At 36.2% G+C, this 13,512-nt stretch carries 12 protein-coding genes; 3 read left to right on the top strand and 9 right to left on the bottom strand.

Translation table 11 applies throughout. From position 1 onward, the window contains the following. Nucleotides 1-9: 9 nt before the first annotated feature. The 7 genes from J7W16_RS10400 to J7W16_RS10370 form a co-directional block, all read right to left on the bottom strand. Entirely contained in the window at nt 10-567 is a 558-nt protein-coding gene (locus J7W16_RS10400) for a VanZ family protein (RefSeq protein ID WP_210597254.1), read from the bottom strand. Between the two features lie 189 nt (nt 568-756). Further along, the gene (locus J7W16_RS10395; RefSeq protein WP_210597253.1) at nt 757-1,173 is read right to left on the bottom strand and encodes a VOC family protein; all 417 of its coding nucleotides are present in this window, start codon (nt 1,171-1,173) and stop codon (nt 757-759) included. A 51-nt stretch (nt 1,174-1,224) separates the two neighbouring features. Then, the gene (locus J7W16_RS10390; RefSeq protein ID WP_210597252.1) at nt 1,225-1,377 is read right to left on the bottom strand and encodes a hypothetical protein; all 153 of its coding nucleotides are present in this window, start codon (nt 1,375-1,377) and stop codon (nt 1,225-1,227) included. A 77-nt stretch (nt 1,378-1,454) separates the two neighbouring features. Continuing rightward, nucleotides 1,455-1,886, bottom strand: coding sequence for a VOC family protein (locus tag J7W16_RS10385; protein WP_210597251.1), 432 nt, complete (start codon nt 1,884-1,886; stop codon nt 1,455-1,457). A gap of 214 nt (nt 1,887-2,100) precedes the next feature. Next, nucleotides 2,101-2,586 (bottom strand): carbonic anhydrase, encoded by a 486-nt coding sequence (locus tag J7W16_RS10380; RefSeq protein ID WP_210597250.1) that lies wholly within the window; start codon nt 2,584-2,586, stop codon nt 2,101-2,103. Nucleotides 2,587-2,597: 11 nt separating this feature from the next. After that, the gene (locus J7W16_RS10375) at nt 2,598-3,605 is read right to left on the bottom strand and encodes a sodium-dependent bicarbonate transport family permease (RefSeq protein ID WP_210597249.1); all 1,008 of its coding nucleotides are present in this window, start codon (nt 3,603-3,605) and stop codon (nt 2,598-2,600) included. Nucleotides 3,606-4,156: 551 nt separating this feature from the next. Then, nucleotides 4,157-4,933 carry a class I SAM-dependent methyltransferase gene (locus tag J7W16_RS10370; RefSeq protein ID WP_210597248.1) on the bottom strand — a complete coding sequence of 259 codons (777 nt, stop codon included), beginning with the start codon at nt 4,931-4,933 and terminating at the stop codon, nt 4,157-4,159. Between the two features lie 164 nt (nt 4,934-5,097). Between J7W16_RS10370 and J7W16_RS10365 the strand changes: the two genes are divergently transcribed. Next, nucleotides 5,098-6,960 (top strand): sialate O-acetylesterase, encoded by a 1,863-nt coding sequence (locus J7W16_RS10365; protein ID WP_210597247.1) that lies wholly within the window; start codon nt 5,098-5,100, stop codon nt 6,958-6,960. An 86-nt stretch (nt 6,961-7,046) separates the two neighbouring features. Here J7W16_RS10365 and J7W16_RS10360 read toward each other — a convergent pair whose 3' ends face one another. After that, the gene (locus tag J7W16_RS10360; RefSeq protein ID WP_210597246.1) at nt 7,047-9,602 is read right to left on the bottom strand and encodes a diguanylate cyclase domain-containing protein; all 2,556 of its coding nucleotides are present in this window, start codon (nt 9,600-9,602) and stop codon (nt 7,047-7,049) included. Nucleotides 9,603-10,061: 459 nt separating this feature from the next. After that, entirely contained in the window at nt 10,062-10,895 is an 834-nt protein-coding gene (locus J7W16_RS10355) for a GGDEF domain-containing protein (protein ID WP_210597245.1), read from the bottom strand. A gap of 469 nt (nt 10,896-11,364) precedes the next feature. Between J7W16_RS10355 and J7W16_RS10350 the strand changes: the two genes are divergently transcribed. Together J7W16_RS10350 and J7W16_RS10345 are read left to right on the top strand one after the other, a co-directional pair. Further along, complete coding sequence (locus tag J7W16_RS10350) at nt 11,365-12,096, top strand: YqcI/YcgG family protein (protein ID WP_210597244.1); 732 nt, start codon at nt 11,365-11,367, stop codon at nt 12,094-12,096. A gap of 306 nt (nt 12,097-12,402) precedes the next feature. After that, nucleotides 12,403-13,251, top strand: a complete 849-nt coding sequence (locus J7W16_RS10345) for a mechanosensitive ion channel domain-containing protein (RefSeq protein ID WP_210597243.1) — start codon at nt 12,403-12,405, stop codon at nt 13,249-13,251. Nucleotides 13,252-13,512: the final 261 nt, after the last annotated feature.

Below are 13,512 nucleotides of genomic sequence, written 5' to 3'. Positions count from 1 at the left end.
TTACATAGGTCAGAGTTGAAACTTTGCAAACAAATTCTTAATAGGTGAGACCTGAAACAATTTCTTGATGATAAGATAACCGATAGCCGCACCTGCTGTATTTGCTAGTAAGTCATTAATATCTGTGCTACGTCCACTACCCAATGTTATCCGTATAAGCAGTTGTATCATCTCAAACGATAAACTCAACATGAAACCCAGCTTTGCCGCATCTTTAACAGAATCAACGGTTTTTTTCAGAAACGGAAGGTACATTCCAAACGGGACTAACATTATAATATTCAACACAAAAGTTGTTAGATCAATCGTTAATACAGGAAAAAAATTAATACTCTTATACCACGGAGTCTGATTTGCATATGTCCCTATATTCACATCAATCGGAAAAAATACTAAATGAAAGACGCAAAGCAAGTATATCCCAAATGAAAGTAAGACAACAAACTGAGCTGGATTGACTCTCTCTTTCCTTCGTTTTGCCCATATCACCAACCACAATAACCCTATAAAAAAGATTGGAACAAGTAAATACCATGAATGAATCGTAAACATAACTGAATCTCCCATAACCATCCTCCTCAATTTCTCTTTGTTGCTTTCTCAGTATAGAAAGCAAATCTAAAGAAAGTCTAAAGAAGGATTTAAGGATTTCTAAATTATCTAACAAAAATCGAAAAAGATAAATCTATTAAATGTTAAATTAAAATAAAAGAGCAGCTCCATCACTTATTCGGGGCTGCTCTTGCTACTTTTTTTCTAATAAGATTTTGAATTACCTTTGAAATCTGGACTCAATTCACTCCAAACATCGAATTTATTTCCATCGATATCGTAGAAAATGAAATTCCGGCCAGCATGTCCTCTATCCTCAATTTCTCCAACTCTTATTTCTTTATCAGTAAATTCTTGATGTATTGCCTTTAACGCATCTAACCCATCAACTTCAAATGTTAAAGAAAATCGCTCTTCACCATAACTATCAATGAAATTTGCTCGTTGGTTTTCTTTTGATTTCACGAGGAACATACTTTGGTTTGCTAGATTAAGGATTGCTTTGTCTTGATCCTTATAGGTTAATACTGCTCCTACATTACTCGTATACCACTCAGAAGACTGCTCTATGTTTGTGACAGGTATATAGGTTGTTCCTACTCTAACTAATTTTTCTTTCATTTACATAACCCCTTCTAATTAGTACTACTTCTGTCGGCTGCAACTCTCAATTCAATTCTTGCGGTCCCTACCAAATCTCGGTTTACTAAAAAAAGCACCAAGAATCATAAAGAATAACCCTAGTAAAATCCCAGTAGCTCCTTTATCAATATAAGCAAAAAAAGGAATACATAAAGCAGCAAGGATAAACATCACCCTCATCATACTATTGCCTCCCTATACTTTTCTGTCATATCTAAGACAGCTATTCCCACGTTCAACTCTTATTTCAATATAAAAATTTATCCAACAACTAACATATCATGCTCATCAAATTTCCAGTCTTCTCCATAAGCTACTTCCCAATAGTAGCCATCAGGGTCGGTAAAATATCCACTATACCCTCCCCAAAAAACCCGTTGGGGCATTTTGACGATTTTCCCTCCAGCTATTTTAGCTCTTTTGATCATTAGATCTACTTCTTCAGCTGATTTAGCGTTATATGCCAAGGTTATGCCCGAAAAACCATTCCGAGTTGGAGGTTCCTCTTGATTAATATCCTTTGCTAACTCATCTAGAGGATATAGAGCTAACTTAGTGCCACCATTACTAAAGAAGACGACACCTGGGTTTTCTTCACTAACAGATGTTGTAAAACCCAGTCCATCTCTATAGAACTTCAACGAGACTTTCATATCATGCACACCTAAAGTAATTAAATTAATTCGATTCATACAGTACCTCTCCTTATGTATAAGTTCAACTTCTAATCCTCTTTTCACACTATTAATTTAACATAAAATCCCAAATAAAAGTAAGTAAAAAAACAACCAAGATTCGCTCTAACTTCTGCGTATCTTGGTTGTTGTCTAATTGTTTTAGAACTCTTTAACTTTATTTTAACTATTTTTTGAATTATGGATTTATACAATTTACTAGCATAGATGATTAGTCTACAACGCTAAACTGACTTGTTTCTATATTGACAATAAAACCGTTTACTGAAACTGAATTTGGTAGTAATGGATGATTCCTGATCATCTCTAGATTGTTTCTTATTGTTTCAGTCACAGACCTTGTACCATTTAACCAATCGGTTACGCTTTTCTCGTCTATTTGATTAGGCCGGATGGTTTTGAGAGCAGTCTTTGACACACTATGTTTGCTAAGTAGTATGTCCTCAGTAATACTATATGGTTTATAATCTTCTTCAACAATGATATATACCTCTTCTACCCGTTCGCTATATACGGCTAAAATAATATCTCTAATTAAACAGCTCTCTTGATCTGAATTCATTTCTCCAAAACAGTTCAAAACTAGTAGTTCGTCCGTCTTCTTATTTGTAATGACTGGCAGGAAAGAAAGAACCTCTTCATTAAGACTCGTTATAGTTAAGGACTTTGTATTCTTAGTCTTATCTATCGTTTCCATGTCTCTTCCTCCTATTGTATCCATTTCGCTATTTCATAGTAAACTGGTATTCCAATGATCAGATTAAAAGGAAAGGTTACTCCTAAAGATAGTCCTAAATAAATCGATGGGTTTGCTTCTGGTACAGACGTTTTTAATGCTGCAGGAGCAGCGATATATGAGGCACTCCCTGCTAATACACCCATTAAGGTCGTTCCACCTAAAGACAAACCAACTACACTACCAACAAGTACTCCTAAACTTCCAAAAAGAAGTGGTGTCAATAATCCAAATAATAATAGTTTCAATCCGTGTTTTTTAACCTCTGGCAGACGCTGTCCGGCAATTAGCCCCATATTTAATAAAAAGAGAATTAAGACACTATTGTATAAATCCATGAATAAAGGTTTAACCATTGGAACAGCACGTTCTCCTAAAATGAGTCCTATAACTAAACTCCCGACTAAAAGCAAAATACTTTTCCCAAAAAGACTCTCTCTTATGACTTCTTTATTAATTAAACTCCCAGAACTATGAACTAGTCCCATACTTTGTGTAGGAAGAGATGATGGATTATCCTTATTTTCAACGATCTTTAATAGTAGCAATGAAACTAAAATTGCTGGACTTTCCATAAGCACAACGATTGCATTCATAAACCCTTCATAGCTTATCCCGCTTTTATCAAGAAACGAGATTGCCGCTCCGTATGTAACAATACTGATTGAACCGTATGTGGCAGCTAAACCTATAGAATTTTTAAAATCCATTTTGATCAATTTTAAGATTAATAGCGTAATGATCGGGATAATAATTCCTATGAATAACGCACCCGCAATTGGAGCTATTACAGATTCAATCGAATAATGTGAAAGCTCGATGCCTCCTTTGATTCCAATTGCAATTAATAAATAGATACTTAGTGCCTCACTTAGACCGCTTGGAAATTTCAAATCCGATTTAAATATAGCCGCAATAATACCTAATATAAAAAATAAGACAACAGGTGATAGTAAATTCTGTAAAATAATTTCGCTCATTAATACTCCTCCTTAAGATTAATTACCCAATAAAAAAACCGACAAATTCAAGCTTCAAATGATTTCGTCATTTGAAACAAATTTGTCGGTTTACCTTTAACTGACCCTAGAGTCTTTTAAAGATCTCCCTTTCATTTAACAGGTTATTTAGCTAGTAAGCTAGCACAAATCATACCCTTTTATACACACTAATTCAGAAAACATCCTTCTTACTCTTTTCAATAAGCATCCTCTCCCAAAAAACAAAAAATCGGTATACCCCTAGACTAGTCACTTAGTCAAGAAATATACCGATTTATTTTATTCTTCTCTGAACTTCAAATAGGATTCTTTTTCCAACAATCAATAATTTATTATTAAAAATTGGCTAAAGCGACCTAATCGATTCGAGTTTGAATAAGCATCTCTCGGTTATTAATTTATAAATATTATACCGTATTTATCCAAAAAGTCAATAGCACAGATCTTCTTTTTTATGAACATTAATAATTTCGTGGTGTTTTCTTTTACTATGATTAAAAAAGTCTACTGTTTGTCAGCAGACCTTTAGACTATTTGGTCGCCTTCCATATAGTCCATCGATCCTTTTCAACTATATTCGTATCCTTGGTTAGTGACTGATCAATATGAGTAATAAGTAACCTCATCTCATTATCATCTAATTCATATAAAATGCTTCTTCCTGTTCGTCCACTTAGATCTGTTAGTAACTGCTCTTTATGTTTCCAAACTTGTCGTGTTTCCCATAACCTAACTTCTTGAATGTTATTAAATCCAGCTTTCTTCAGTAATTCGATAACAACAGTGCTCTTATGACGCCGTTCAGTTTCTTTTTCAATTAACCTTGGGAACAATTCAAAGAAATATCCCCTTACATGATTTTCATCTCCCTCTAATAAACAATCCTCTGGAGTTCGATCTTGAACAATATACGTTCCGCCTTGTTCTAACACTCTAAATGCCTCTCGGAAACATGAGGACAAATCCTTAATATGGTGAATCAATGCTCTTTCAAGCAGTAAATCATATTTATCACTATCTAAATTAGTTTCAAAAGCATGACCAAGTTGGAATGAAATATTCTTGTATTCTTTACAGTTCTGCCTTGCACCTTCAAGGATTGCCTCGGAAAAATCAATACCAGTGACTGTGTCCACTCCCATGTCTGATAGAGCCTTGGCATAAATTCCTCCACCACAGCCAATATCCAGAGCTTTAGATAGATTCTCGATAGGTACAAGTCCTTTAATGATGTCCGTCCATGAATGGTCCGCACTTCTAGTTGTATACGTATTACGGTTTTCTTGACTATGAAAATCAATTGCCATCTTTCATCCCTCTTCTCTTAACTAATCAAACCCACTACAGTTTACCATAAATATCCATACAGGCTAGATGTGCCGAACTAATCCAAAGAAAGATTTTGCTTTTGAACCCTTTAATAGGTATGATCATTTTAAAGATGATAATTCTTCTTATAAGAGGTGAAACTATGATTCTATCAAGCATAATAAGTGACGGTATGGTCCTCCAGCGTAATAAAAAAGTAACACTATCAGGTAACACGACTCCATTTCAACAGGTGGAAATGTCTTTTCTCGGAAAATCCTATCGAACGATCTCAGATAGTAACGGAGTATGGAAGATTACGTTGGAAAATTTAGAAGCAGGTGGTCCCCACCAAATGAGAATCAGCGCAGACGAAGAGATATTATTACAAGATATATTAATTGGCGATGTATGGGTGCTTGGTGGGCAATCAAATATGGAGCTGCCAATTAGCCGAACGCTTGATTTATTTTCTGAAGAAATGAAAGCGGTTAATTCACCTTTTATTAGGAAGTTTCATGTTCCACAGAACTATGATTTTCATGAACCACAGCATATCTTAACAAGAGGTGAGTGGGTTGCTGCTAATCAAGAATCTGTCTTAGAATTTAGTGCAGTTGGTTATTTTTTTGCTAAAGAACTTTATGAATTATATGGCGTTCCCATCGGATTAATTCACACAGCTGTAGGTGGAACACCTGCAGAAGCTTGGATCAGTGAGAAAACCTTACTAGAACTAGGTGGGTACGAAAACCGTCTAATTCAGTGTAAGGATGATTCTTATATTGCCACAACGAAATCAGCTGACGAAGAACGACAGACAAATTGGTTTAATGTTCTCAATGAAAAGGATCTTGGACTAAAAGAAGCTTGGTTTAACAAGGAATTGGCTCATTCATCAGCTTGGAGTGAATTTCAACTACCAAACTCATGGCATGGAAGCGAGCTTGAAGCAATACGCGGGTCAGTCTGGTTTCGAAAAGAATTTGAGCTACCTGCTTTAATGACTGATTGCGAGGCCAAGTTAGCAATGGGGACAATTATTGACGCTGACGAAACGTATATTAATGGAATCCTTATTGGCAGCACAGGCTATATGTATCCGCCAAGAAGGTATTCAATTCCAAGTGGATTACTGAAACCTGGGAGAAATTCAATTGCAGTCAGAGTCATGACAACCCAGAATACTGGTAGCTTCATTAAAGAAATGCCATATAAGCTATTTGCAAATGATCAGGAACTAGACTTATCAGGAACCTGGCACTACCGAATCGGAGCAATGATGAAGCAACTTGAACCAGCTACTTTTTTTCAATACGAACCGGCTGGTTTATATAATGGAATGATTGCACCACTAAATCACTATCAAGTAAAAGGTGTCCTTTGGTATCAAGGGGAATCAAACACCCACACTCCTGAAGGGTATAGGACTCTGTTCAGAAACGTCGTTAAGGACTGGCGTGCTAATTGGGATAACAGTGAGTTTCCCTTTATCTATACTCAACTTGCGAATTTCGATACCGGGGCAAAAGACACCGAAAATAATAACTGGGCCGTCTTACGTGAAGAACAGCGGAAGTCGCTTACTCTTCCCAATACAGCAATGGCTGTGACGATTGACATCGGTGAGTCTAATGACTTACACCCACAAAATAAGAAAACACTGGGACAACGTCTAGCCTTATCTGCTAGGAAGCTTGCTTATAATGATGACATTATATATAGTGGCCCATTGTATCAAAAAATGGAGCGAATCGGAAGTTCGATTCACTTGCATTTTGATCATGTGGGAGGCGGACTGACCGCCCGAAATGGAGCATTACAATGCTTTATGATAAGTGGGAAGGATGGTCGATTTGTCCCCGCAACAGCAAGTATTCATGGCCCTACGGTCGTTGTTTACCACGAGCAAATAAACGAACCTTGCCATGTTCGGTATGCATGGGAGGATAATCCCGTAGAAGCAAATCTTTATAATAAAGAAGGGCTACCAGCATCACCATTCTCAACAGAAACTGGTCAGTAATCGCTAGTTTAATTGAGTCTCATTGCTGTGAGATTTCAACTAGGCTAATAGACAAAAGCCCACCTTCTTTACAGGTGGGCTTTCATTTATTTCAATCGTAATAACTTTTCTACATCGGAGATAGGTTTGCTAAAGTAGTAACCCTGTGCATAGGTGCAGTTTATTTCCTGAAGAAATTGTACCTGTTCACTTGTTTCTACCCCTTCAGCAATGACCTCTATTTGCAGATTATTAGCCATTTCAACAATGCTTTTTACAATCGCTTGCTTACTCTTATTTTGAATAAAGGATTTATCAATTTTAACTTGGTCAATCGGCAATTGATCCAGATAATACAATGAGCTATAGCCCGTACCAAAATCATCGACACTTATATTGATGTTTATGTCATTTAATTGCTTAAAGAGACTCATTGTCTTTTCAATGTCTAATGTCATGCTTTCTGTGATCTCAAGAGAGATTGATGTTGGTTCACAGCCAGTTAAGGTAAATATATCTAATAAAGATTGGACGAAATTCTCATTTTGAAGCTGCACTGGAGAGATGTTGACTGCAACTGTAGGTACGAGAAAGCCTTTAGCCTTCCATTCATTTATTTGATTACAGACTGTTAGTAATACCCAATTTCCAATTGCGATAATGGAGCCATTCTCTTCAGCAAGCGGAATAAAGTCGACTGGAGATATAAAGCCCTTTTCTGCATGTTTCCAACGAATTAAAGCTTCCATCCCTATCATTTCATTACGATTCATATCATACTGTGGTTGATAGACCAAAGACAGTTCATTACGTTCGATCACTTTTCTCAAATCATTTTCGAGTATAAAACGGTTATGATCCTGTGAGGTATCTGAAGCTACCTTTCCTGCAATATAAAGATTGTCGGATTTCTTTGCATAAACGAGTGCTTTTAATCCCTTGTTTATTAGCTGTTCTATTTCTTCACCTTCTTGGTGAATACTCACACCGACCCTTATCGGAATCGTAAACTCTTCATTTTGATAATGGAAAGGCTCCTTAAAGACGTTTAAGATATCTTTTGCTATTTCAGATGGATTTTCTCCCGGATTCAAATCCAAAATAATGACAAATTCATCCCCATCAATCCGAAATAATTTATGACGAGTCTGATCAATCACATGATTCATTCGCTCAACTGTCACCTTTAAAACTTGATCACCGAAGTAAAGACCCATTGAACTATTCATTTTTTTAAATCGATCTATATCAACAAAGAGTAAAGCCAATTTAGTTGAATCGTTCAAGGTCTTAAGGCTCTGATTAAGCTGTTGATAAAAAAACGTTCGGTTACCAACACCAGTAAGCAAATCACAATTAGATAGTTGATCTAATGATTCTACAGCCTCTTTTCGCTCAATTGCTAAACAAATGAGATAACTAACACTCTGAAGAAAATAAATATCTGCTTCATTCGGTGTTTTGGGACTTAGACCATAAATAGCAAAGGTTCCTATTAATTTATTCTTTGAGGAGAGTATTGGCATCGACCAACAAGAATGCAGTCCTGATTGTAATGCGGATTCCTTATAGTCTGTCCATTTTGGGTCTAAAGAAATATTCTCAGTAATAACGAGACGCTTTTCAGCTGCAGCCGCTCCGCATGAACCGATATTCGTACCAATAGGAAGTACTTTTATTTCATCCCTAAACTCAATTGGTAAGTTAGGGGCAGCAGTCAAAATGAGCGATTGTAACATCTCATCAAATAGGGAAATAGAGCAAATATGTGAATCAGTTTGCTTTTCTATCCAGCTAACTAAATAATGTAAAATATCCTGGAGAGGAAACTCATTTAATACCATTTCCAGGATTTTCTTCTGACCATTAATTAACGATGCTGATCTACCCATAGAGGAATCCTCAGTAGCTTTTGAGTAGGAAGTACTTTCAATATCCCTATCTTCTGAGTAGGTCTTATATACGTTGTCCCCTTGCCTTTTGGCTGCATACATCGAAATATCAGCCTTTTTCATCAATACTTCTAGCGTTTTTCCATCTTCAGGAAAGAAGCTACTACCTATACTTGCAGTCACTGAGAACGAATAACCTTTTAGTGTCACAGTCTCTGAAAGAGCATCTAACATTCTTTCTGCAACCTGACTCGATTCTTCTTGATCTAAATCAGGTAGAATAACTAAGAATTCATCGCCAGCAAGTCGGACTAGATGATCATTTTTCCGCACGATCTTTTTTAATCGTTGACTCACTTCTATTAGTACCCCATCCCCAATATCGTGACCGTAGCTGTCATTTATACTTTTAAAGTTATCCAAATCTAAAAAGAGAACTGCACCTCTTTGAAAAGTGATCGTTGATAAAAACTGATCAACAAAGCGGCGGTTATTTAATCCTGTCAATGAATCTTGAAATACTGAATTCTCAAGCTCGATCACATATGCAAAAAAATCAGCCATGCTTTTAATAATTTCAATATTATCTTCTGAAAAAGTATACTCTTCGGTTCCTACTGCACAGATATTTCCAAATAGTGTACCATCCCCTAAAATAATCGGAGCCCCTAAAAAACACTTAATTCCAAACTCTTCTGTTGGAGGAAGATTACTTGCGATAGGATGTTGTGCAGTGTCTTCTATCTTAAGTGGTTCCCGACCACTTTCCATAAGTAAACGTCAATAAGCATCTCCTAGTGGAAGAGAGATGCCAGATTCAAATAGCACTTGATTTCTGTTGAACACGTAAATAACATTACTTTGTACTCCGTCAGCTACCTGAGTTATACAAAACGTGTTCACATGCATGTTTTTGCTTAATAATTTAAATATATGTTGAGCCGATTTCTCTAGTCTTTTATATGAATGAGAAGCAACTAAATTCATTTTTCTTTATCCTCCGAATCTATGTCTATGGGTGTATGCTTTTTAAAGTCCTTCAGCGAGTGCTATTGAAATCGAAGAAGTGAAATCATCTTAGTCATAGATCGACTACTTAACAAAAGAATTTTAGAAACTTATGTAAACAAATAGCCAGACAAAGTAATTCTATCATGCTAAATTTAACAAGTATAGACTGCAACACGCTAATTTATCACCATTCCTACTTAAATAAGGGAAGCCCATTCCTCAACTGGAGATGGTGCTATCATACATATACGATCTATTTCGTCCCTCTTTCTTTGCCTTGTATAGTGCCTTATCTGCGTTGTCAATAACCTCTTCAATCGTTCCCGTGCAGTTGAACCCTGAAATTCCAAAGCTCATCGTAATCGCAATCGTTTGGTCCATATAGTAGATGTCACTCTGATTAATCTGACGACGAATCGCCTCAGCCATCTCATATGCTTCATTCTTATTAGACTTAGGAAGAAAAATTAGGAATTCCTCTCCACCAAGACGAATTAATACATCATCTTGATGAATGAATTTTTCAAGCTGAAGTGCGACCGTCTTTATCACGTGGTCACCGTACAAATGACCATATGTATCATTGATTTTTTTAAACTTGTCAATATCACAGATAATTACACTAGATTCCTCAAACTTTTTATTAGATTGCTGAAGTTCTATAACCATATAATTATCTAAATAACGACGATTATAAAGATTTGTCATTGGATCCCGATATGATAAGTTTTGTAACTTTTTAATTGATTTATCATTTTGAATTCTGTAATACACCACAAAGCACAGAAGGAAACCATTTGAAAGAATGTTTGCTAGTGCAATAGGAGCTGCTGGAACCGGGTTATGAAGAAACAGCAATTCCGCCGTGTATATAATTAAGCCAGTGATACTCATCATAGCGATAAAAACGCCCCAGCTAGGATATAGAAAAATCATGATTAAAGTAGACACTTGCAGAAGATTCCATGCCTCTGGAGGGAACTCTCTTCTAAGAAAAATCGGTATAATTAGTGCCAATATAGCTAGTAACCATAGTAGCCAATTATATCTCATGGTGATCAACCCTTAGCGTTTATTTTCATATTGCCCTATATTTTAAAATAAAGCAAAGGGCAATTCCTGTAAGTAGATCAAGCTTTTTACTAATCAATGGTTTTTACATTATTCCTCCTCTAATTAGTCCTGTATTTAGAGAAAATAAGCTATGGTGTATTAGTAATTTTAAGTGCTGTTTTCTTAAGGAATTAAGAAGAGGAATATTGGTAAGATGAAATATGAGCAGCCAGTAAATACAGAAACCCCTTTAAGAAACAATTTCTCAAAGGGGTTTTTGTATATAAATTTACTTGCTATGATTAGCGACTCTCCCCTCCCATTAATATATTCATTCATGCCTCTTGTCATGGGATTATTTTATACTAAACATTCAACTCTGAGAATATAATGATTATTCATGATGGGTTTCATTTGCTCGGTCTGTGGGTACTTAAGAAGAGAGATAACGGCAAAGGAGAACGATACGATGCAGCGTACAGCAAATAAGCTACTAACTAAAGAAGAAATGACTGATCCGACAATTGTACCTGAATGGGTCATACGCGAGTACACAACTTTCCATGAAACAGTTACCAATAAAACATTTCCATGTTATTTCGGAATGAAGGCAGAAAACAAGGGTGAATTGCGTTATGCCTATATCACCCAAGATGATTGGTCAAATCTGCCACTAGCTTTAGAAGATTTTCTCAAGCTATTTGATCAACCACCACTTATTCGTCATGGTCTTTTTGTCTTTGTCGAACCTGAAGAAGAGCAGGACGATCTTGAGCATTATCGACAACGTTTTTGGGATATCTTACAAAACCTTCACGAACACGATTCGAAGCCGTGGCCTTCAAACAAACCGAAGGACCCTGAACATTACTTATGGGATTTTCATTTTGCAGGAGAACCGATTTTTGTTTTCGGAAATGCTCCTGCCTATAAACAAAGAAAAACACGTGATCTCGGAAACAGTCTCGTCCTTGGCTTTCAACCACGAAGAATTTTTGAGGGACTTGAGGGAACAGAAAAAGGTGGTATTATGTCGCGCGAGAAAGTTAGGGAACGAGTAGAGAAATGGGATAACCTCCCAAAACATCCCGACATATCTCATTTCGGCGACCCTGAACATAATGAATGGAAGCAATTTTTCATTGGGGACGATAGTAAACCAATCGAAGGAAAATGCCCTTTTCATCATAAGGAAAGCTAATTAAACTCTTTATATTTTCTTATGATTTTTACAATTGAAAATCGATTACTACTAAATAGGTTCCTGACTCCTACTGCTGATACGCTGGGGGTCAGGGGACAAACCTACGTTCAACCTTAATTGAGGACTAACAATTCACCACTAACAAAACTTCCCGCAATTCTTACACTTAATTACCTATCCACTTACATCCTTCTGAATATGCGCCTAATCAAAACATACATTTAATTGTTACCAAGAAGGCAACCTGCTAAAATGCTATGTATATACGTTTATATACTTTTACTTAGCAGAAAGGACCTAACTATGCAAGATATCATTCAATATTTCAATCAAAATCCTATGATCTATAAACTTTTGTCGTCATTTATCATCCTAATGATCTACTTTAAACTAATTCGGATTATTAACAAACTCTTGTTCAAATCAATTAAAGATAACGGCGTCTATTATACAACTCGAAAAAGATTGTATTATGTTCACTTCGTTATTTTATTCGTTATCTTTATCATTATGTGGTCAGAGTCACGATTAGATTTGACAATCTATGTAGGCTTTATTTCTGCTGGAATAGCAATTGCTCTTAGAGAGATCTTTACAAATATCGCTGCATTACTAATTATCGTTATTCAAAAACCATTTGTGGTTGGGGATCGGATCACTGTGAATGATCGGACTGGAGATGTAATCAATCAAAAAATCTTTCACTTCGTCGTTATGGAAGTGTCTCCAAAAACAGATGGCGAACAAAGTACTGGGAAGATTGTTCATATACCAAACAACTATATCTTTCTACACTCGATCACTAACGCCAACAAAGGCTTTGAATACATTTGGAATGAAATTAATGTCATGCTTACACTTGATAGTGATTGGGAAGCTGCAAAAGCAGAGCTTGAGGCTATCGTTAATAAGCATGCACAGCCATTAGCAGAAGAGGCAAAGGAAAAAGTTCACGAAGCATCAAGAATGTACCGACTGCATTATGAAAACCTTACTCTCACACCATTGATCTATATAACTGTAAAAAATGGTGTAATCCAATTAACGATGCGGTACCTAACTGATCCGACAAACTCACGAGTAACCGAAGATCTCATCTGGCGTGAGATTTTACAGTACACAAAAGATAATCCCGCAATTAAACTAGCGTAAAACAAAAAGCTGGAACATATTTAAAGTGTCTAACTGAAATACCGAACAAAGCAATCACGAAGCGGATGAAATATACGTAGACTCCCTCAGAGAAAGTTGATCTGACGGGGGTCTTCGTCTTTTTTTGTCCTCTTAAAAAAACTTTTAGTACAGTCCTCCAAGATTAATATACACATACTGTAATTTAAAACAGAATATGGATAAAGCTTTGACGCGTTGCGTTGGCAGTGTGTAAAACACTTCCATTCAAGCTTATTTGCA

The organism is Halalkalibacter suaedae (genome assembly GCF_017939705.1).
Lineage (GTDB): Bacteria > Bacillota > Bacilli > Bacillales > Bacillaceae_D > Halalkalibacter > Halalkalibacter suaedae.
This window is presented reverse-complemented; position numbering and strand designations above follow the sequence as displayed.